The organism is Gardnerella sp. KA00718 (genome assembly GCF_049244285.1).
GTDB lineage: Bacteria > Actinomycetota > Actinomycetes > Actinomycetales > Bifidobacteriaceae > Bifidobacterium > Bifidobacterium vaginale.
In genome coordinates, this window is record NZ_CP058370.1 from 377,767 (window position 1) to 399,367 (window position 21,601).

The window sequence follows — 21,601 nt, forward strand, 5'->3', positions numbered from 1 at the left end:
TATGAGCGTTAAGATTTTCGGTAAGGGTACCAAAGTCGCGCGTTTGCGTCGTCACGCCCGTCTTCGTAAGCGCATTTCTGGCACTCCAGAGCGCCCACGTTTGGTAGTTTCTCGTTCTAACCGTCACATGGTTGCTCAGATTGTGGATGACACTAAGGGTCTTACCCTTGTAAGCGCTTCCACCTTGACTTCTGACTTCGCTGGTTTTACTGGTACGAAGACTGAAGCTGCTACCAAGGTTGGCGAGTTAATCGCTGCCAAGGCGAAGGAAGCGGGTATTACCGCTGTAATCTTCGATCGTGGCGGTAATAAGTATCATGGTCGCGTCGCAGCAGTAGCTGAAGGCGCCCGTCAGGGAGGTCTAGCACTGTGAGCGATAACGAAAAGGAAACCCAAGTGGCTGAAGAAACTCAGAACACTCAGGCATCCGCCGAGGAGCGTACTGACGATCGCCGTTCCCGTCGCTCTAAGGGCGAAGGTAAGCGCGGAGAGCGTCGTAACCGTCGTGAAGAAAACCGCGGCGAAGAGCTTCTGGATCGCGTAGTTACTATTAACCGTGTTTCCAAGACTCACAAGGGTGGTCGTACCTTTAGCTTTGCAGCACTTGTTGTTGTTGGCGACGGTAAGGGCACTGTTGGTGTTGGCTACGGTAAGTCTCGCGAAGTTCCAGCAGCTATCGCTAAGGGTCAGCTTGATGCTAAGAAGCATATGTTCACTGTTCCACGTATTCGTGGTACCGTAACCCACCCTGTGTTGGGTCACGATGCTGCTGGCACAGTTTTGCTTCGTCCAGCTGCTCCAGGTACTGGTGTAATTGCTGGTGGCGCTGTGCGTGCTGTTATGGAGTGCGCTGGCATTACCGATATCCTCACCAAGTCCATGGGCTCTGCAACCGCTGTTAACGTGGTTCGCGCTACTGTGGATGCTTTGAAGAAGCTTGAAGAGCCAGAGGAGATTTGCGCTCGTCGTGGACTTTCCCTCGAGGAAGTTGCACCAGACGCATTGCTTCGTGAGCGCGCTGCAGGCATTGCCGAAGCTCGCAAGGCTCGTGAAGAAGCTCAGGCTGCTAAGGCTGCCCAAGCAAAGGATGGTGAGTGATGGCTAACTTGAAGATCACTCTGGTGCACGGTTTGGTTCATTCCACCGAGCGTCAGCGCGCGAACGTTCAAACTCTCGGTCTTCACAAGATTGGCCAGAGCGTTGTTCGCGAGGACAATCCAGTCAATCGTGGCTTGGTTATGGCCGTTCGCCACTTGCTGAGCGTTGAGGAGGTTGACTGATTATGGCTAATGAAGAACCAATGTTGCACATGCACACGTTGCGTCCAGCTCCAGGAGCTAAGAAGGATCGCATTCGCGTGGGTCGTGGTGAAGGCTCTAAGGGTAAGACTTCGGGTCGTGGCGATAAGGGTACGAAGAAGCGTTACCAAGTTCGTCCAGGCTTTGAAGGCGGCCAGCTTCCACTTTACATGCGTTTGCCTAAGCTTCGTGGCTTTAAGAGCCCATTCAAGAAAGAGTTCCAGGTTGTTAATGTTGCAGCCCTCGAAGAGCTCTTCCCAAATGGTGGCGAAGTTACTGTTGCTGATTTGGTAGTTAAGGGCGCTGTGCGTGATGGTTACCCAGTTAAGGTTTTGGGTGATGGCGATCTTAAGGTTGCTTTGACTCTTAAGGGAGTTAAAGCTTCTGCATCTGCTAAGGCCAAGATTGAAGCTGCTGGTGGCTCTGTTAGCGAAGAGTAATGTACTCAGCTGATAATGCTAATTAACGCAGTGATTTGACTGTTTAATAATCCCTCTAGTTTTGGCTGGAGGGATTATTTTTTATTGTCTAAACTCACGGAATGACTGTATCGGTATGCACCGTGATATAAACTATTGCCTCAGAGTTTGTTTTTTTACTGTTGCGCCTAGATCGTAGCGCAAAAAAGGGAGGAAGACCCAGGTGAAAACGTTAATCCAGGCCTTCAGGACGAAGGAGTTGAGGAATAAGATCCTCTTCGTCTTCGCAATGATTATCATCTACAGAATTGGTTCCTTTATTCCAATTCCTGGCGTTGATTACAAAGTTATACGTGCTTGCACAGCTAAGCTTGCCTCTTCTAGTGAAAACTTTATTGGTTTGGTGAACCTGTTCTCTGGTGGTTCGCTTTTGCAGCTGTCTATTTTTGCATTGGGCGTTATGCCTTATATTACGGCGTCTATTGTTATTCAGCTGCTTAGGGTTGTGATTCCTCGTTTTGAGGCTCTTCACAAGGAAGGTCAGTCTGGAGAAACAAAGCTTACTCAGTACACTCGTTATTTGACTATTGGCTTGGCAATTTTACAGTCCACAACCATTTTGGTTACTGCACGTTCTGGTGCACTATTTAATTATCAGTGTGGTCAGGTTATTCCAGATGGCTCTATGTGGAGCTTACTGGTTATGGTTTTGATTATGACTGGTGGCACTGGTTTGATCATGTGGATGGCAGAACTTATTACGGATAAGGGTATTGGTCAGGGCATGTCAGTGTTAATCTTCATGTCTATCTGCTCTGGCTTCCTTCCAAAGCTGTGGGAAATTGGTTGGGGAACCAATGGTACTAATGGCGATTGGACCAAGTTCTCTATTGTCGGTGGCGTTCTGCTTGTAATTCTTATTTTTGTTGATTTCGTGGAGCTTGCTCAGCGTAGAATTCCTGTACAGTATACGCGCCGAATGATTGGTCGTAAGATGTATGGCGGTTCTTCCACATACTTACCTCTTAAGGTCAATATGAGTGGTGTTATCCCACCAATTTTTGCATCCTCGATTCTTGCTATTCCAACTCTTCTTGCTCAGTTTGGTGATAGTCGTAAGGATTGGGTGCGTTGGATTAATGCCAATTTAGCAAACTCTACTTCTGTGTGGTACATAGCCTTGTACACAGTTATGATTGTGTTCTTCTGCTTCTTCTACACTGAGATTACTTTTAATCCAGATGAAACTGCAGATAACATGAAGGAATACGGCGGTTTTATTCCAGGTATTCGTGCTGGTAGTGCTACAAGTCGCTATCTTAGCTATGTCATGAATAGATTAAACACTGTTGGTGCTGTCTATTTGCTATTCGTAGCGTTGATTCCAACAGTTTTGATTATGTCTTTGCACCTTAATATGAAGCTTCCATTTGGTGGTACTACGATTCTTATTATCGCAGGTGTTGGTTTGGATACTTTGCGTCAAGCCAAGGCTCAGACCGAGCAGTTCCAATATGCTGGATTCTTGTTTGATCATAACGATAGTAAGCAAGTTGCTAAATAGTATTACTAGATAGGTTTTGTTGTTAAGATTTGCGATGGAGCATAAAGAAACAAGGAGATTAATATGCGATTGCTAATTATGGGACCACAAGGCGTTGGTAAGGGCACTCAGGCTGCTTTGCTTGCAGAGCATTATGGGATTCCTGCTATTTCTACTGGCGATATTTTCCGTTACAACTTGAAGAATCAAACGGAGCTTGGTAAGAAGGTTCAGGGTTATCTTGATAAGGGTGAGCTTGTTCCAGATGAATTGACAAATAGCATTGTTAAGGATCGTCTTGCTCAGGATGATGCTAAGAATGGCTGGATTCTTGATGGATATCCACGTAATGCGTCTCAGGTTAAGGCTTTGGATCTTATGCTTGAGGAGCTTGGTACTCCTTTGGATCACGTTGTTGCTCTTGAAGCGGAGCGTGAGGTTTTGCTTGAGCGTATGAAGAAGCGCGCAATTGAGCAGGGTCGTTCAGATGATACTCCTGAGGTAATTGCTACTCGTTTGGAAACTTACGAGAAGGAAACTGCTCCTCTTCTTGATATTTATGAAAGCCGTGGTCAGCTTGTTGAGGTTGATGGTGTTGGCGATATTGCTGAAATCAACAATCGCATAGTTGAGTCTTTGGTATGAGATTTATTTAAAATTTAGATTTTCTCGTATTTATAATGCGCCTTTTGCGACACGCCGAGTGTTGTATTGGGCGCATTTACTGTATCATAGAAGATTGGCGTGTCTTCGGATACGTAAAGTAGTACGTCCAAGGAACGGAACGAGGCTCATGGCAAAAGACGGTGTGATTGAAGTCGAAGGCACGGTAGTTGAAGCACTGCCAAACGCGATGTTTCGCGTTCAGCTTGAGAACGAGCACATTGTACTGGCTACGATTTCTGGAAAGATGCGTAAGAATTATATTCGTATTCTTCCTCAAGATCGTGTTGTGCTGGAGATGAGCCCTTATGATTTGAACCGTGGTCGTATTACGTACCGCTATAAGTAAAGGTACAAGCAAAGGAAAACCATGAAGGTCAGCCCTAGCGTGAAGAGGATCTGCGAAAATTGCCGCGTGATCCGCCGTCACGGTCGCGTCATGGTGATTTGCATCAACCCACGTCATAAGCAGCGTCAGGGCTGAGTGGATCCCCACCGCGAAGATAAAGGATAAGGCGCTAAGTCGCAGCTAAAGCTGAACCCTGGGTGCGCAGGCCCAGGCCGCATGATTGCGGGAGACTTGGTGCACGACCTGCGTAATAGTAAAGGAATTACAATGGCACGTCTTGCCGGAGTAGATATTCCCAATGAGAAGCGCATTGAGATTGCCCTCACCTACATTTTTGGTGTAGGCCGTACTCGCGCTAAGGAAACGCTTGCCGCGACCGGTGTTAATCCGGATACCCGCGTCAAGGATCTTACGGATGAACAGTTAATCACTTTGCGTGATTATCTTGAAGCTAATTATAAGATTGAAGGCGATTTGCGTCGTGAAATCGATGCAGACATTCGTCGTAAGATTCAGATCAACTGCTATCAAGGCCAGCGTCATCGCAAGGGTCTTCCTGTGCGTGGTCAGCGTACTAAGACTAATGCTCGTACTCGTAAGGGTCCGAAGCGTACTGTCGCCGGGAAGAAGAAGGCCACCAGATAGTAGTCGGTGGTCGGCTCTAGGCCACGAGTTAATTCTCATCGCCTAGATATACCAACTAATTCGTCATTAGGAAACGAGGGTCAATGGCAGCTGCAAAGCAAGCCTCGCGCAAGCCGCGTCGCCGGGACCGCAAGTCGGTACCGGTTGGGCAGGCGCATATTAAATCAACATTCAATAACACGATTATTTCCATCACCGATCCATCGGGCGCAGTCCTTTCTTGGGCTTCCGGTGGCGATGTCGGCTTTAAGGGTTCCCGCAAGTCGACTCCTTACGCTGCAGGTATGGCTGCTGAGTCTGCTGCTCGTAAGGCAATGGAACATGGCCTGAAGAAGGTCGACGTGTTTGTTAAGGGTCCAGGTTCCGGTCGTGAAACCGCTATCCGTTCCCTTCAGTCCGCGGGTCTTGAAGTCGGTTCTATTACCGACGTCACCCCACAAGCGCATAACGGCGTTCGCCCACCAAAGCGTCGCCGCGTCTGAGCACTCTTACGAATCCATCCATCCAACCCGCTTATGGGCGGCGAGTGCACCACCGACCAGAAGCTGAAAGGATACAAAAGTGCTTATCGCACAGCGTCCAACACTTACCGAGGAATCACTGAATCCCCAGCGTTCTCGCTTTACTATTGAGCCGTTGGAACCAGGTTTCGGATACACGCTCGGCAATTCGCTGCGTCGTACCCTATTGAGCTCCATTCCAGGTGCTGCCGTAACTTCGGTACGCATTTCTGGTGCTCTCCATGAGTTCACGACTCTGCCAGGTGTTGAAGAGGATGTCACTGAAATCCTGCTGAACATTAAGGGTATCGTACTTACAAGTGAGTATGACGAGCCAGTAGTGATGTATCTTCGCAAGAGCGGCAAGGGTGAAGCAACAGCTGGAGATATTACTCCTCCTGCTGGCGTCACTATTGCCAATCCAGAGATGCATATCGCTACACTTGCTGAAGATGGTGAGCTTGAAATTGAGTTCACCGTGGAGCGCGGTCGTGGCTATGTACCTGCTCAGATGAATAAGCAGGAAAACAGCGAAATCGGTCGCATTCCAGTGGATTCGATCTACTCACCAGTTTTGAAGGTGAGCTATAAGGTCGAAGCTACCCGCGTGGAACAGCGCACGGACTTCGATAAGCTCATCCTGGATGTGGAAACTAAGCCAGCTATTACACCACGAGATGCAGTTGCATCTGCTGGTTCGACTTTGGTTGAGCTTTTCGGTCTTTGCCGTGAGCTTAACGTCGATGCAGAAGGTGTTGAAGTTGGTCCAGCTCCAGTCATGGGAGAAGTTGATTCTCAGATGGCTACTCCGATTGAGGATTTGAATCTTACGCAGCGCAGCTACAACTGCTTGAAGCGTGAGGGAATCCACACTGTTGGTGAGCTGGTAGTACACACTGAGCAGGATTTGCTCGATATTCGTAATTTCGGCATGAAATCCATCGATGAGGTTAAAGAGAAATTGCAGTCTATGGGATTGTCTCTTAAGGCCTCGCCGCTTGGCTTTGACGCCAATAATCTCGAAGGTGGCACGTTCTTCTCGCCAGAAGACGAGTAAACAGTCCACCGCCAATCGTCGTGGTTTTTGGATGTTCGGGTTTTTGCCCACCTGAATTCTGCGACAATAAGGAGTAATAATGCCTACACCGAAACAAGGGCCTCGTTTGGCTTCTAGCCCAGCGCATGAGCGCCTGATGCTGGCCAACATGGCTACTAGCCTCTTCCAGCACGGTCGTATTGTGACTACTTTGCCAAAGGCAAAGCGTCTTCGTCCACTTGCTGAGCGTTTGATAACATTCGCTAAGCGTGGCGACTTGCATTCGCGCCGCCGTGTGTTGCGCGTGATCCGCAATAAGTCCGTTGTTCACATGCTTTTCACTCAAATTGCTGAGCAGATGAAGCAGCGTGAAGGTGGCTATACCCGCATCGTTAAGATGGCTCCTCGTCGTGGTGATACTGCTCCACAAGCTATTATTGAGCTTGTTGTTGAGCCAGTAAGCCCAAAGAAGGCTGTCGTTAAGGAAGCTGAGTCTGCTGCTAAAGTTGCTGCTAAAGAAGAAGCAGCCGAGTAGTTTAGATTAGCATCTTGATGCATCGGTAAGTAAATCTTTCGACGAGTAGTCGTCGTGTTTTAGATTTATTGAACGGGTTGGAGTTTTATCTCCAGCCCGTTTTTCTATATCTGATATATCTTTTCTATATCTGGTATCAATTATTATTGAAATATGACGAATATTCTCGATTTAGTGAATAACGATTTTACTAACTTTAAAGATAGAAAATTCAACGCCGTAGATTCGCTTATTTTATGCGAGTTGGCGTATGTTTGCATGCCTGAATCGATTCCAAAGTATAATGACGATTCTAACGCACTAGCAACCGTTCCTTTAAGCGAATTGCTTCGCGGTGAGGATTTTTCTTCAATGTTTAGCTCTGGTTCAGCTAAAGTTGATGATTTTCGTAAGAGTCTTCTTCTCGCTGTTGCAGCTAGTCCGCGATATAGGGGAATGCGAGTCGGCGAGGTTCTTGAGCGTTTTGACGAGTCGAAGGTTGATGATTCGTGTGAACAGCAGTTTGCTGCAGTTACTTTTGATTTGACTGATTGTGTTGGCTATAGATGTTTTGTTGTTGCTTTCAGGGGGACTGATAACACTCTTGTTGGGTGGAAGGAAGATTTTAATATGGCTTTTCGCTGCCCAGTTCCCGCACAAGAGTCTGCTGCAGAATATTTGCTCTCTATATCTAGGCGTGCGTGTAAAGATTCTTGCAAAAGTGGCGGTATTCGTGGGATTTTTAGCAGTGTTGCCGATTATTTTGCGAATTTGTTTAATAAGAAGAGTGATTTTAAGAATATCGATCTGGATAAGGTCGATCTAGAAAATAGCGATAATAAGAATAGCAATCTAGAAAATAGCGATGATTGCGATTTAAGTGATAATCCTAAAATATTTGTTGTGGGTCATTCAAAAGGCGGGAATATGGCTGCATACGCGGCAATGCGATTAGACGCGCAAGATCGAAGCCTTGGGAATCATATTAATAAAATCTACTCAATGGACGGCCCTAGTTTTGGCTCGGATGTTGTTGATCCAAAGGTTTTTTCTCGCGTTGTTTCCAGGATTGAAAAAGTCGTTCCACAATCTGCTTTTATCGGATTGATCATGGATACTGGCGTACCGTATAAGGTTACGCTTGCTGAGTCGATTGGATTAATGCAACATTTTGGCATGTATTGGCAGGTTAAAGATGGTGATTTTGACTACTGCGATTGTGTAACTCCGCGCGCTCTGGCCGTTTCTAAAGCTGCTAATGATTGGATGTTGAATTTGCCTTTCGAAGAAAGAAAACGCAGAATCGATAGTGTTTACAACGCTTTAATTAGCTTAGGATATCCTACTTTTGATGAGATTTCTGCGCATTGGTCGGAGCTTTTGCCGAAAATATTGAGCATAGCAACGCATATGGATTCAAAGACATATGAGTTGATTCGTAGCGTTATGAGTGCTTTTGCGCTCGCTGGCGGTTCAGATAAGAAAAACTAGTAGAAGTCTGTTCGGAAAGTCTGTTTGTAAGTCTGTTTGGAAAGGTTTTGAATGCGTCTTCGTTTGGATTTAGCGTATGATGGCGGCGATTTTTACGGTTGGGCTAGGCAGCCGAATTTAAGAACAGTGCAAGGCACTTTGGAAGACGCTTTATATAAAGTTTTGCGTGTACATGATGGCGATTCTTGTTTTCCGCTTCGACTAACAGTTGCTGGGCGCACGGATACTGGTGTTCATGCTTCTTATCAGGTTTGTCATTTAGATGTAGAAGATGATATTTTACAAAATTGTGTTGGTCACACAAATTTGACGCCTGTAAAAGCTTTAGAATATAGGCTTCGTGGGGTTTTGCCTAAAGATATTTCGATTCACAGTGTAAGCATTGCGCCAAGCGGTTTTGATGCTCGTTTTTCTGCGCTTGATCGCACATACTTGTATAGGATTAGTGATGCGGCAAATCGCGAGAATTTGGATCCGCGTATGCGTGGTTTTGTGTTGCAAATTGATTACGATTTAGATGTCAATTCTATGAATCAGGCAGCACAGATGATTGTTGGTTTGCATGATTTTGGGTCTTTTGCTCGTCCAAATCCTGGTGGAACTACGATTCGCTGTGTTAAAAAAGCGGTTTGGAATCGCGTTTGTTTGGATGGTTGCGCGTCTGTTGGTTCGGATATTGTTTCTAGATCAACTGGCAATATTCCGCCTATTGAGCATGGTTTGATTGAGTTTACTATTGTTGCTGATGCGTTTGCACATAATATGGTTCGTTCTCTTGTTCAGGCTTGTGTACAAGTTGGTTGCGGTAAGCGTTCCGTTGACTGGTTTAAGGATAAGATTGAAAATCCGATTCGAGAAGGATCTACTGGTCCTATTGCGGCTAATGGTTTGACTTTGGAATATGTTGAATATCCTCCGAAAGATCAACTTGAAGTTAGGGCTAATGCGATTCGCGCTCGTCGAACTCTTGAAGAACTTGATTGATTGTTTGCAAAATTCTCAACACAAATTTGTGTATATTCTAGGGTTGGTTTACAATTGAAAAGTTGCGTTTCTTTCTGCATTTTGCAGTTTGCGCAAAATGGATGAATGTCCGAGCGGTCTAAGGAGCACGCCTCGAAAGCGTGTGAGGGTTACACCCTCCGCGAGTTCAAATCTCGCTTCATCCGCAAGCAGGGTTTCTAGCGATTGGCTAGAAGCCCTTTTTGTTTGCGTTTGTGTATTTTTGCCTGCGTTTGTTTCTTTTCGCCCGATATTGTTTCCAAAATCGCCAAATACGTAAACAATCTCGGGAAAATCGCTCGCGCGCTACGCTTTAAGCGCGAAGGCAGGTCTAGCGCCCGTGTTTGTAGTCAGATTTGCTTAAAAAGAGAACAAATGCGGGAAAGATAGGCTTAGGTAATCGTGATTACCTTGTAGTGTATTTGTTCACAAAATAATGTGTGTTGTGGAGTAATTACACTGAGTCTCTTATTACTAATTTCATTTGAAGAATGGATGTTATTGGCTCTTGACCTTCAATCATTTTCATAGCAAGCTCAGCAGCTAATTGTCCTTCTTCATAGAGCGGCTGATGTATCGTAGTAAGCGATGGTGTTGTAGTTTGTGCAAGGTTATGATCATCGAAACCAATAACTGACACATCGTCAGGAACTTGTAGGTTGTATTGTTTTAATGCCTCAAGAACTCCTACTGCTATGCGATCAGATCCAGCTAATACTGCATCAACTGGCTTCTTTTGGCTCAGGATTTGCATCATTGCGGCAAATCCAGCAGCTGCATCCCATTGTGTGTAGATTATAGAATCTGGACTTAACTTAGTTCCAAAGACGGAAGTGTATCCTTTAATTCTGTATTGTGAAGCCGGATTATCGCGAGGTCCTACTATTGCTACAGGATGCTTTCTTCCGCGATCTACAATTGTCTGAGCAGCTAATTTAGCTCCTTTTGTATCGTCAGAATATACTACAGAAAACATACCTTGATAGCGTTCATTTGTGATTTGTCCTAACAATACTCCAGGGGTATGAAGTTTATTCATTATATCTAACAAGTAAGAATCAGTGTATGGAGATATATCAATGACTGCGTCAAAAGACCTACATTCCAAATGTCGTTTTACTCTTTGGCGTTCATCATCGCTGCTTGCTTGCAGTAACATCGGTAGATAAGAAGTCTGAGCTAATTTTGCAGTGATCCCTCCGATAAATGCTCCATAAGTTGGATCAGTAAATAATTCATTAAGTGGTTCAGTGACTAGTATTGCGATTGCTTCTGCTCTACCAGAAGCAAGTGCTCGTCCTTGAGCGTTTGGAACAAATCCCATCGTCGTTGCAAGAGCTTCTATGCGCTCAGTTGTACCTTTACTTATACGCGGAGAATGATTTAGTGCGCGTGATGCAGTTGAGCGAGACACTCCTGCAGCTGCAGCAACATCTGCAAGAGTTACTGCTTTTTTACGGGATGTGTTCATATGTCCTCAATGCGTGCAACAAATAAAAATCTATTATTATCATTATAATCTGCCAGAAGTATGATGCCGACACGCCATAGGACAACCGATTGCACAAATGTATTTTTTTCGCTAGAATGACATTAAGCAATGATGCTAATCGGCGAATATACGTCGAATCCTTGCTGATAAATCACTGTGTTTAGCAAAGGAGTTTCTATGAAAAAGTCATCAATTTTATTTGCATGTGCATTGATTGCGTCAACATCAATGCTTTTGTCTGGATGCGGTTCTTCAACTGCTGATAATAGTAAAGTTCAACTTCGATTTGCTACATGGGATGTAGCGGAAGATGTTGATCGTCAACAGCAGTTAGTTGATAAGTTTAATTCTGAAAATAAGGATGTTCATGTAACGCTAGAAGCGTATGGTAAGGACTTTGACGCAAAAATTAGTGCTGGAATGGGTTCTCATGATGCGCCAGATGTAATGTATATGTGGAATTATCCTGGGTACGCAAATGGTCTCGAACCTCTTGATTCATACATTAAGAAAGAAGGTAAGTCTTACAAAGATGCTTTCTACCCAACTCTTTGGAATTATAACTCTTATGATGGCAAAACTTTAGGTCTTCCTGTCGGATTCACCACTCACGCATTGTATTACAATAAGGATATCTTTAAGAAAGCAGGAGTTGAAGAACCTACAAATAATTGGACTTGGGATGATGTTCGTTCTGCTTCGAAGAAGATTCTGAAAAAGACTGGCGTTAAGGGTTTTGCATATCAAATGAAACCTGATCCTTATGATTTTGAAATGTATTTGTGGAGTAATGGTGCAAAATATACTGATAAAAACGGTAATTTGAAAGGTAATGTAAATTCTGATAAAGCTTTAGAAGCATTCAAGCTCTTCCAAGATATGGGCAAAGAAGGCATTGCAGTTGCCACCGAATCTAATGGTACTGATGAATTTAGATCTGGCAATGTAGCTATGTTCGTTTATGGAGCTTGGGCTTTGAATACTTTTGATAAAGATGGGCTTAATTATGGGATTGTAAATATACCGTCATTTGACCATGCGAAGAAAAAGCCTGTTTCTATTTTAAGCTCTTCGGGTGTTGCTATGTCAAAGAATAGCAAACATAAGGATTTGGCATGGAAGTTTATGAAGTTCTGGACAAATGATGAGGCAAATAAGTCTCGTATCGGAACCGAATTACCTGTAAGAATAAGTGTTGTGAAATCAGAAGGTATGAATAAAAAGCCGCATTACCGCCCATTCTATGATATGTTGCAATTGTCTGATGGATTTACTCCAGCTAGTTTCATTGTTAAAGATTGGAGCAAAAAATCTGATCAGCTTTCTCTAGCTTTTGAAAAAATGTATAATCCAAGCTCTAGTGTATCTCCTAAAGATGCTCTGTCAGAAGTGTTGAAATAGAGCATATTATGAGTGTTATATCTAATAGGACGCAGGGGCTGACTGCGTCAGTGTCTCGGCGTATTTGGCCCTATCTTTTTATTGCTCCTTGGATTATTGGATTTTTGGTTTTTACATTAGGACCGCTGCTTTTATCATTTGCTATTAGTTTCTTTGATTGGGGAATAACTGGATCTCCAGTTTTTCGTGGGCTAGGAAACTATAGTGAGATGTTGTTCAATGATGTACAATTCTGGAATGCGTTGTGCATTACGCTTAAATATGCGGCGATTTTTGTTCCATTAAATCTAATAATCGCTCTGTTTCTTGCTGTACTTATTGCTATGCCTGTGAAGGGAGTAAGATTCTTTAGAACATTGTTTTATATTCCATGTGTTATCTCAGGAGTTGCTGTTTCTATAATTTTTGGGTGGATACTAAATGGAAATTATGGTGTTCTTAACTATCTTCTATCTTTCTTAGGAATTAAAGGTCCACAATGGCTTGTTGATCCAAAGTGGGCATTGTTAGCAGTAATTATTGCTAGTGCCCTTGGTGTTGGTAGTATGATGCTTATTTTTTATACAGATATAAAAAATATTCCAATAGAACTATATGAGGCGGCTGCTATTGATGGTGCAGGTATGACTAGGCAATTCTTCAATGTTACATTGCCTATGATTACACCTACTCTATTGTTTAATTTGGTTACATCTATTATTACCTCTTTCCAACAGGTAACTTTAGTGATGCTTTTAACCAATGGCGGACCTCTAAAATCAACCTATTTTTACGGTTTGATGACATACGAAAATGCCTTTAAATTCCATAGATTAGGTTATGCGAGCGCGAATGCTTGGGTGATGTTTATTATCGTACTGTTATTAACTGCGTTAGTTTTTCGTTCGTCCAGCGCTTGGGTGTTCTATGAGACTGAGGGTCGAAATGCAGCAAAAAATATAAAGAAATTTGGGCGTAAGAAGGTTGTGCTATGAAAATGTCTATCCAGTCTAAGGTGGTTGTGTATGCCTTATTGGTAATGGTTGCAATTTATTTCTTTGCACCATTTGGGTATATGTTGTTTTCAACATTAAAAACATCTTCTGAAGCTATTGCATATCCACCTACACTTTTTCCAAAAGAATGGCACTGGGATAATTACGTCACAGCTTGGAATTCTCAACCTTTTGGAACATTTTTCATGAATTCTATGATAGTGACGGTATTTACTACAATTGGTCAGATTCTTTCTTGTTCACTTGTTGCGTATGGATTTGCTCGTTACAATTTCCGAGGGAAGAATGTTCTTTTTATCATTTTGCTAAGTACGATGATGATTCCTTGGGATGTAACAATGATTCCTCAGTATATGGAATTTAAGGCGTTTGGTTGGATAAATACATTGCTCCCGTTGATTGTACCAGCATTCTTTGGGTCAGCGTATTACATCTTCTTATTGCGGCAATTCCTTCTTGGAGTACCAAAAGAATACGAAGAAGCTGCACGCATTGATGGCTGTAATGACTTGCAGATTTGGTGGAAAGTATATATGCCAATCATGCGTCCGTGCCTCATTCTAATTGGTTTGTTGAATATTATCACTGTGTGGAACGATTATTTAGGACCTTTGATTTTCTTGCAAGATCGTAGTAAGTACACGCTTGCGTTAGGCTTGGCATCATTCAAGGGTGTGCATCAAACGCAAATTATTCCAATGCTTTGTATTACTGTCGTGATGATTATTCCTCCAGTTATTGCTTTCTTAGCTGGTCAGAAGTACATAGTTGAGGGAACTAGTGGTTCAATAAAGTAAAAGTAGTTTTTCTATTTCTTCAGTGTTTGTCATTGTATATATTTTCGCAAAAAAGGGGGATTGTTCTATGCTTATGAATTCTGATATTTTCAGCGTGTTTGATAGCGATTGGTGTATAACAGAAGATTCATATTGCTCTGAAAAAAATTTACAATATGAGAGTTTGTTTGCATTATCAAATGGTTATTTAGGAATTCGTGGTGCTCATGAAGAAGGAACTAGTGTTTCTCTTCCTTATGTGTATATAAACGGCATATTTGATAAATCCGAAACTTTTATGAAAGAGCTAGCAACATTACCTAATTGGTTAGGCGTTCGCTTATATCTTGAGAAGCAGTGTATAGGTATTGAAGATTGTGAAATTATACAATATCGTAGATGGCTCGATATGAAACGTGCTTGTCTACGACAATATATTGTGTTGCGTGATAAAAAAGGGCGTGATACGCAGATTGATACATTGCGATTTGTGAGTCGCGCTCATCGTAATCGTATGGCAGTTGTGGTTCGAGTAATTCCATTAAATTACAATGGTTTGTTGGAAATAGAACACACTATTGATGGTTCTATTATCAATTTTTGCGATGCTCCACGATTTAAAGTAAAGCATACAGAGCTAATACGTAATAATAGTTTAAGTTCTGATGGTACGTATTTAGAAGTGGCTACACGTGATGACAATATTCATGTTGCAGTTGGTGCAAGATTGTTGGGATATGAATGCGACAATAATTTTGAGTCTACTGTAAACATATTACAGAATCGTTGTTTTCATGCTTTTGGAGAACGAGGTGTTGAATTTTGTGACGTTTCTGTTCAATGCAAAAAACCTATTATTCTCGTGAAATATGTTGCAGTAAAAGATAGTAGAGATACACCTGTTGATCATTTGTTTGAAGATGTAGAGTCAGAAATAAATGCAATGATTCTTGATGGTGTAGAAAAAGAACTGCAAAATCATATCGCGGTGTATGAGAAGATGTGGGATCACGCGGATATTGAAATTGTAGGAGATAATGAATTAAATCGTGCAATACGATTCAATATTTTTCATCTTATGAGTTCTGCGAATGAAGAAGATAATAGAGTTAATATTGGTGCTAAGTTATTAAGTGGAGAGGAATATGGAGGGCACGCTTTCTGGGATAGCGAGTTGTTCATGTTGCCATTCTTTGCTTTTGTGTTTCCAAATACTGCGCGTAAGTTAGAAGAGTATAGATATAATCTTTTACCAGCAGCTAAGAGGAATGCGAAAAAGAATGGACTACTAGGGGCTCAGTACCCATGGGAGTCAGCTGATGACGGATCTGAACAATGCCCAGATTGGACGATTGAGCCAGATGGTACTTGTTATCGTTGCTATGTTGCGCAATATGAGCAGCATGTGACTGCTGCAATTGCTTTTGGTGTTGCTAAGTATTTGCAAATTACTCATGATCACGAATTTTTATATTCAAAAGGAATAAATATTTTATTAGAGACTGCTCGTTTTTGGGTAAGTCGTTGTGAGTGGGTAGAAAAATATTCTCGTTATGAGATTAATCAAGTTACAGGTCCTGATGAATGGCATGAGCCCGTCGATAATAATACATATACAAATTATCTAGCGCGTTGGAATATACGTTATTCTTTGCAACTATTATCACAAATAAAAGTGGCAAAACCTGAAAAGTATAGTGAAATTATTCATAATTCTGACCTTACTCAAGAGGAGATTGCTCATTGGAAGTATGTAGCAGATCACATATATCTTCCGAAAGATTGTAATGGAATTATTGAGCAATTTGAGGGATACTTTAATTTGAAAGATGTGGTTATTAGTCAATATGATGAGAATGATTGGCCAATTCGTCCAGCTGCATTGAAAGAGTATCCAGTAGAGAAAACTCAGATTATTAAACAGCCTGATGTTGTGATGTTAATGCATCTTTTGAGGAATGAGTTTTCTAAAGAAGTGGTAAAAAACAATTATCATTTTTATGAAGCTAGGACACTACATGGTTCTTCTCTTAGTCCTAGTATCCATGCCATTATGGGTCTTGTAGTTGGAGATGACTCTAAAGCATATCGTTATATAAAGAGGTCTGCTACACTCGATTTACTTAATTTACAGGGTAACACACGCGAAGGGATACATGCTGCTAATGCTGGTGGAGTGTGGCAAACTGTTATTTTTGGATTTGCTGGCATAAATATTAATGCTGAAAATGTATTGACTATAGATCCTAAACTTCCAGCTCTATGGAAGTCTATAGTTTTCAGATTACATTATGCTGGTAGATGGTTGGAAATTAACATATCATCGGATAAAGTTGAAGTTCACATATTGCAAGGTCGCAGCATGACAATCCTAATACATGGTGCACCAGTAGTTATAAATGGGTGTGCTGAGGATGGTATTTAATATGCGTCGTAAATTGGCAATAATTGGTTTAACTGTTGTTACTGCTATATGGGGTGGTGGATTTGTAGCAAGTGATATAGCACTGGGCTCATTTGCACCAATGCAAATAATGACAATACGATTTGCTATTGCTGCATTGGTTATGCTTGTAATCTCTGCTAAGCAATTTACTGTCATTAATTATAAGGAGATTTTAGCTGGCGTAGGTATGGGTGTAGCTTTGTTTGCAGGTTTCTCCTTACAAACATTTGGGCTTCAGTATACAACGCCATCAAAAAATGCTTTTATTACTTCTCTGAATGTCGTAATTGTTCCTTTTTTGAGTATGTTTTTATTTAAAAAACGTGTAGGCTTGAAGGAGATTGTAGGAGCTATTTTATCCGTTTTAGGTGTCGCAATACTTTCTTTAAGTAATAATTTTACGATTTCCTTTGGTGATTTGCTGACATTGCTTTGTGCTTTAGGTTTTGCTAGTCAGATTGTCCTAACTGGAATATTTGTAAAAGTTTATAGACCTAATGTACTCAATTGTATACAAATGTGTACTGCGTTTTTATTGTCATTTGTTGTAATGCAATTTACTGGAGAATGCCATTGGATTGCCTCGCCAAACGGTTGGATTAGTGTAATTTATCTTGGTTTTATAAGTACGACTGTGTGCTATCTTCTGCAAACAGCATGTCAAAAATACGTTAATGAAACGCAATCAGCTATTGTGTTATCTTTAGAGGCGGTCTTTGGCACTTTATTCTCAATTATATTGCTTAATGAAATAGTAACCATTCGTATGATTATTGGCAGTGCAATTATTTTGTGCGCAGTGCTCATTTCTAGTCTTCCTTCATCATTTATACGTCGTTCAACAAAGGAGTGATATAACAATGTATAAGTACGAGGCTGTTATTTTTGATTTAGATGGAGTTATTTGTAAAACTGACAAGTATCATTATCTTGCTTGGAAACATATAGCAGACGAACTAAATATCGAATTTAATCAAGAGATAAACAAACGATTACTTGGCGTTAGCAGAATGGAAAGTTTTAATATTATTCTTGAGAAGTACCAAGGTCAAATGACTGACAAAGAAAAAATAAAGTGGACGGATCAAAAAAACGAATATTATCGTAGTATGCTTTCTCAGATGAGCCCAGATGACATATTGCCAGGAGTAAAAGAAGTTATGGAGTCGCTTCGTTGTGATGGAATAAAATTGGGGCTTGGATCATCTAGTAAAAATGCTAAGTATATTCTTCATCAGATTCAACTTGATGATTATTTTGATGGAGTGTGTGATGGTAATGATATTACACACTCAAAGCCAAATCCAGAGGTTTTTGTTAAAACTGCGCAATTATTGCAGTGTGAGGCATCTAGGTGTCTTGTTGTAGAAGATGCCATAGCTGGAATTGAAGCGGCCCATGCTGGATGTATGGATTGTGCTGCTTTTGGTAGTATTGCAATTTCATCGCTAAAAGCTGAGTATAATATCCATGCATTTAGCGATTTGCTAGCAGTATTTCGTAAGTAAATGGGGTTTAACAATGGTAGAAAGTGTTAATGATTGGGAGAACCCTTCGTTGACTGGTAAAAATAGATTACCGGCTCGAGCATATTTCTTAAGTTATGAGTGTTCTAGTTTAGCAAAAACTTATAAGCGTGAATTTGCGCATGGATATGTATGTTTAAATGGAAAATGGAAATTTGCATTATTGAAAAGTCCCAATTCTGTCCGAAAGTATATGAAAACAGAATTACAATCCAATTGGGATGAAGTAAATGTTCCTCATATGTGGCAGTTTGATGGTTATGGTCAACTGCAATATACTGACGAAGCATTTCCTTTTCCTGTTGATCCTCCTAGAGTTCCAACTTTGACTCCAACGGCTGTTTATCAGAAAGAAATAATAATTTCATCTATTGACGATGATGAAGAGATTATTTTGCGTTGCGACGGTATTGAAAGTTATGGTGAAGTCTATCTAAATGGCAGATATGTTGGAATGACAAAAGGATCACGTCTTTCTGCTGAATTTGATATTACTGAAGCCGTAGTTGAAGGCACGAATTTATTCGCTATCGTTGTAATGCAATATTGCGATGGAACGTATCTTGAAGATCAAGATATGTGGTGGGCTAGTGGAATTTTTCGTGATATATATGTATATCGTAGACCAAAGGTACATTTGAAAGATTTCTTCGCTCGCACTCATTTATTAGATGATGGTAGAGCCTGTTTATCTTTTGATGCTACAATAAGCGGAACTTCTTCTTTTTCATGCAGTATTGAGGATAACGGTATTGTGGTTTCGCGTATTGAGCAAAAGGTTCCAAATGGAGAAGTACATACAAAAATGTATATTGACAATCCGCATCTTTGGAATCCTGAAGACCCATATTTATATGACATGGTAATTACTGTTACAAGTGATACTGGATCTAACGAAGTTGTGTCGCATCGTCTTGGGCTCGTTGAAATAAGCATTAAAGATGGTCTCATGTATCTTAATGGTAAGTATTTTGTTATGCATGGAGTTAATCGTCATGATTTTGATCAGAATAAAGGTCGTGCTATTGACATTGCTGATGTGAAACATGAGCTTATAATGATGAAACAGCATAATATAAATGCAATACGCACTTCTCATTATCCTAATGATCCTAGGTTTTATCAATTATGTGATGAGCTTGGTTTTATGGTTGTTGCTGAAACTGATCTCGAATGTCATGGGTTTGAACATGTTGGTAATATCTCCATGATTAGTGATGATTCTGATTGGCAAATAGCTTACGTGTCACGCATTGAACGTGAAGTGTTTCAAGAGCGTAATCATGCGTGTATTGTTATGTGGTCTCTTGGTAATGAATCTGGGTTTGGATGTAATTTCCGGGCTATGTATCATAGATGCAAAGAGCTTGATCCAACGCGACCCGTACATTATGAGGAAGATAGATTTGGCGAAGTTGTTGATGTTCTTTCAACTATGTATTCGAGAGTTTCTCAAATGAATGATTTTGGTGAGCATCCAACAAAAAAGCCAAGAATATTGTGTGAATATGCACATTCTATGGGCAATGGTCCTGGTGGGTTACAGGAATATCAGGAGGTTATTGATTGTTATCCTAGTATTCAAGGGCATTTTGTTTGGGAATGGTGTGATCATGGAATTGCTCAAGTTGATTCGCAGGGTCGTTCATATAATGCGTATGGCGGAGATTTCCATGATTACCCAAATGATGGCAACTTTAGCATCGATGGTCTTGTTTTTCCATGGAAAGCGGCAAGCCCTGGTCTATTAGAGTATAAACAGGTTTTATGTCCAGTTCATGTAGATTTAGATGGTGAATATATAGTTATAACCAATAAGCGTTATTTTACTGACCTTGATGATATTCGTATTGATCTTTCATTGAGTGAGAATGGTCATGCCATCTATAATACGACTATCTCTCCAGGAGAATTACATCCTTCTAATACGATGCGTGTGAAATTAAATATTCCTAAACTAGGTTCAAATGTTGGAGAGTTATTAATAACTGCTTATGTTTATAGTTTGCATCGTTATTGGTGGAATGATGAGCATTCTCCGCTTGGTGTATATCAGTATTGTTATAGGGCTGGTAATATAGAACTACCATGTTCGCAAGAAAAATGTTCTGTATTTCGACCAGATATTAAAGTTGATGAAGACTATATTACTATCACATCGAAATCGCAGAAATATGTGTTTGACAGAATTTCTGGTGATCTCATACATTGGTACAATGCTTCCCATGATATGATTAAAACTCCGATTCATTTTGATATTTGGCGACCTCTTATTGATAATTATCGACAAGAGTACAATGAATTATGGAAGCCTAATTTCTTAGATATTATGCAATTAGATACTCGTTCCGTTAATTGGAAGAGTTGTGATGATATTGCTGAAGTCACTGTAGAACAGAGATTTGCTCCTCCTGTGTTATCGTTCGGAATGAAATTAAATAGTAGGTATGTTGTAAATTCGTCTGGAGTGCTTAATCTTGAAATATGCGCTGAAGCTTATGGTAGTTATAAAGATATTATTCCGCGTGTGGGATTAACTTTTGCTATGCCTCGAGAGTATGACAATATTACTTGGTATGGTCGTGGTCCGGGTGAAACATATCCAGATTCTTGTAGTTCTCAAGTTGTTGGACTTTGGGAAGCCAGTGTCGACGATATGATAACTCCATACGTTCGTCCGCAAGATTATGGAAACCATCAAAATACGCGGTGGGTATCTGTGCGTAATAGTAGTGGGGTAGGTATTTTAGTAACGCGTTTGTCTAGTAGTTCTATGACTGATGGATTCTCTTATTCTGCTTGGCCGTTTACTTCCAATACTATTGAACAGGCGAAGCATAGAAATGAATTACATGAAGATGATCTTGTTACAATAAATCTCAATGATCAAATATTGGGTTTAGGATCTAACTCATGGGGCAGTGAGGTTTTAGATTCGCATAGAATTCGTTTTGAGAATTGTAATTTCGCTTTTTCCTTTATGCCTATTTGCGATAATGCAACAATGGATTGATATGAAAAGAAAGATATTATGCGTATTTATAACAATGTTTCAGAATTTGAAGTATGTATAAATGGAAGTCGAAAATGGAAGCGTTTTATTGAGGCTATTGGTAAGGTCAAGTGTTTATCTAATGATGAGGCTTACTCTATAGGGGATTCTATTACATTTTGGACTCATGATTTGCGATGCGTTGTTGAAAAACGGTTTATAGGTTCGAGACGATATCAAACTGCGTTGTATTCTGTAAGCGGTACTGCTTATATTGATATTGCTGATAAAGGGAATTTGCTACCAGTTGAACGTTACAGTGATTTGAGCGATCGTGAATATTTCGTAGGTTCTGGAGAGACCGTTCAATTACATGAAGGCGGCATTCTTCTTATTGATATGTCAGAGGCGTTTAAAATACTTCAGCAATCTTATGGCGTATTGATGCAGGCTCAGGTGACGGTTGAAGGTTTTAGCTTCCCCAATAAGTGAATACAATGCGTACTGCAAGTT

General features: G+C 41.1%; 23 protein-coding genes and 1 tRNA gene. 23 read left to right on the plus strand and 1 reads right to left on the minus strand.

All coding sequences use genetic code 11. From position 1 onward, the window contains the following. The first annotated feature begins 1 nt into the window (after position 1). The 15 genes from rplR to HXT55_RS01710 all read left to right on the plus strand — a co-directional run bounded on the left by rplR (position 2) and on the right by HXT55_RS01710 (position 9,627). Positions 2-373: a 50S ribosomal protein L18 gene (rplR, locus tag HXT55_RS01640; protein WP_004114376.1), complete on the plus strand. Its 372-nt coding sequence runs from the start codon at positions 2-4 to the stop codon at positions 371-373. Continuing rightward, positions 370-1,098 (plus strand): 30S ribosomal protein S5, encoded by a 729-nt coding sequence (gene rpsE, locus HXT55_RS01645; RefSeq protein ID WP_004114377.1) that lies wholly within the window; start codon positions 370-372, stop codon positions 1,096-1,098. Before rplR ends, rpsE begins: the two co-directional genes overlap by 4 nt. After that, a complete protein-coding gene (rpmD, locus tag HXT55_RS01650) occupies positions 1,098-1,280 on the plus strand; it encodes a 50S ribosomal protein L30 (protein WP_004114379.1) in 183 nt (60 codons plus the stop codon). The genes rpsE and rpmD overlap by 1 nt, the downstream gene beginning before the upstream one ends. Before the next feature lie 2 nt (positions 1,281-1,282). After that, positions 1,283-1,738, plus strand: coding sequence for a 50S ribosomal protein L15 (rplO, locus tag HXT55_RS01655; protein WP_004114381.1), 456 nt, complete (start codon positions 1,283-1,285; stop codon positions 1,736-1,738). A 202-nt stretch (positions 1,739-1,940) separates the two neighbouring features. Next, a complete protein-coding gene (secY, locus tag HXT55_RS01660; RefSeq protein WP_004116039.1) occupies positions 1,941-3,281 on the plus strand; it encodes a preprotein translocase subunit SecY in 1,341 nt (446 codons plus the stop codon). Positions 3,282-3,344: 63 nt separating this feature from the next. Next, complete coding sequence (locus tag HXT55_RS01665; RefSeq protein ID WP_004114385.1) at positions 3,345-3,905, plus strand: adenylate kinase; 561 nt, start codon at positions 3,345-3,347, stop codon at positions 3,903-3,905. A 148-nt stretch (positions 3,906-4,053) separates the two neighbouring features. Further along, positions 4,054-4,272: a translation initiation factor IF-1 gene (gene infA / locus HXT55_RS01670; protein ID WP_004105485.1), complete on the plus strand. Its 219-nt coding sequence runs from the start codon at positions 4,054-4,056 to the stop codon at positions 4,270-4,272. A gap of 21 nt (positions 4,273-4,293) precedes the next feature. Continuing rightward, positions 4,294-4,407, plus strand: coding sequence for a 50S ribosomal protein L36 (gene rpmJ / locus HXT55_RS01675; protein ID WP_003842636.1), 114 nt, complete (start codon positions 4,294-4,296; stop codon positions 4,405-4,407). 132 nt (positions 4,408-4,539) lie between these two features. Next, the gene (gene rpsM, locus HXT55_RS01680) at positions 4,540-4,917 is read left to right on the plus strand and encodes a 30S ribosomal protein S13 (RefSeq protein ID WP_004105472.1); all 378 of its coding nucleotides are present in this window, start codon (positions 4,540-4,542) and stop codon (positions 4,915-4,917) included. Between the two features lie 83 nt (positions 4,918-5,000). Then, the gene (gene rpsK / locus HXT55_RS01685; protein WP_004105468.1) at positions 5,001-5,399 is read left to right on the plus strand and encodes a 30S ribosomal protein S11; all 399 of its coding nucleotides are present in this window, start codon (positions 5,001-5,003) and stop codon (positions 5,397-5,399) included. Between the two features lie 79 nt (positions 5,400-5,478). Beyond that, complete coding sequence (locus HXT55_RS01690) at positions 5,479-6,474, plus strand: DNA-directed RNA polymerase subunit alpha (RefSeq protein WP_004114387.1); 996 nt, start codon at positions 5,479-5,481, stop codon at positions 6,472-6,474. 79 nt (positions 6,475-6,553) lie between these two features. Continuing rightward, complete coding sequence (rplQ, locus tag HXT55_RS01695) at positions 6,554-6,988, plus strand: 50S ribosomal protein L17 (RefSeq protein ID WP_004114389.1); 435 nt, start codon at positions 6,554-6,556, stop codon at positions 6,986-6,988. Between the two features lie 153 nt (positions 6,989-7,141). Continuing rightward, positions 7,142-8,458 (plus strand): Mbeg1-like protein, encoded by a 1,317-nt coding sequence (locus HXT55_RS01700; RefSeq protein ID WP_064623060.1) that lies wholly within the window; start codon positions 7,142-7,144, stop codon positions 8,456-8,458. A gap of 51 nt (positions 8,459-8,509) precedes the next feature. Further along, a complete protein-coding gene (truA, locus tag HXT55_RS01705; RefSeq protein WP_421792292.1) occupies positions 8,510-9,442 on the plus strand; it encodes a tRNA pseudouridine(38-40) synthase TruA in 933 nt (310 codons plus the stop codon). A gap of 99 nt (positions 9,443-9,541) precedes the next feature. Further along, a tRNA-Ser gene (locus HXT55_RS01710) sits at positions 9,542-9,627 on the plus strand. A 287-nt stretch (positions 9,628-9,914) separates the two neighbouring features. Here the strand turns inward: HXT55_RS01710 and HXT55_RS01715 are convergent. Beyond that, complete coding sequence (locus HXT55_RS01715; RefSeq protein ID WP_004114395.1) at positions 9,915-10,931, minus strand: LacI family DNA-binding transcriptional regulator; 1,017 nt, start codon at positions 10,929-10,931, stop codon at positions 9,915-9,917. A gap of 198 nt (positions 10,932-11,129) precedes the next feature. Between HXT55_RS01715 and HXT55_RS01720 the strand changes: the two genes are divergently transcribed. From HXT55_RS01720 to HXT55_RS01755, 8 genes are all read left to right on the plus strand, one after another. Then, a complete protein-coding gene (locus HXT55_RS01720; protein ID WP_004114397.1) occupies positions 11,130-12,353 on the plus strand; it encodes an ABC transporter substrate-binding protein in 1,224 nt (407 codons plus the stop codon). An 8-nt stretch (positions 12,354-12,361) separates the two neighbouring features. Next, positions 12,362-13,327: a carbohydrate ABC transporter permease gene (locus tag HXT55_RS01725; protein ID WP_421792294.1), complete on the plus strand. Its 966-nt coding sequence runs from the start codon at positions 12,362-12,364 to the stop codon at positions 13,325-13,327. After that, complete coding sequence (locus HXT55_RS01730; RefSeq protein ID WP_004114402.1) at positions 13,324-14,145, plus strand: carbohydrate ABC transporter permease; 822 nt, start codon at positions 13,324-13,326, stop codon at positions 14,143-14,145. Before HXT55_RS01725 ends, HXT55_RS01730 begins: the two co-directional genes overlap by 4 nt. A gap of 67 nt (positions 14,146-14,212) precedes the next feature. Next, the gene (locus HXT55_RS01735) at positions 14,213-16,549 is read left to right on the plus strand and encodes a glycoside hydrolase family 65 protein (protein WP_064623056.1); all 2,337 of its coding nucleotides are present in this window, start codon (positions 14,213-14,215) and stop codon (positions 16,547-16,549) included. Between the two features lies 1 nt (position 16,550). Beyond that, on the plus strand, positions 16,551-17,423 hold the full coding sequence (locus HXT55_RS01740) for a DMT family transporter (RefSeq protein ID WP_004138715.1): 873 nt from the start codon (positions 16,551-16,553) through the stop codon (positions 17,421-17,423). A gap of 7 nt (positions 17,424-17,430) precedes the next feature. Further along, on the plus strand, positions 17,431-18,078 hold the full coding sequence (gene pgmB / locus HXT55_RS01745; protein WP_064623054.1) for a beta-phosphoglucomutase: 648 nt from the start codon (positions 17,431-17,433) through the stop codon (positions 18,076-18,078). Between the two features lie 13 nt (positions 18,079-18,091). Then, positions 18,092-21,109 carry a glycoside hydrolase family 2 gene (locus HXT55_RS01750; protein ID WP_064623052.1) on the plus strand — a complete coding sequence of 1,006 codons (3,018 nt, stop codon included), beginning with the start codon at positions 18,092-18,094 and terminating at the stop codon, positions 21,107-21,109. Between the two features lie 18 nt (positions 21,110-21,127). After that, positions 21,128-21,580 carry a DUF386 domain-containing protein gene (locus HXT55_RS01755; protein WP_065189383.1) on the plus strand — a complete coding sequence of 151 codons (453 nt, stop codon included), beginning with the start codon at positions 21,128-21,130 and terminating at the stop codon, positions 21,578-21,580. Positions 21,581-21,601 lie beyond the last annotated feature (21 nt).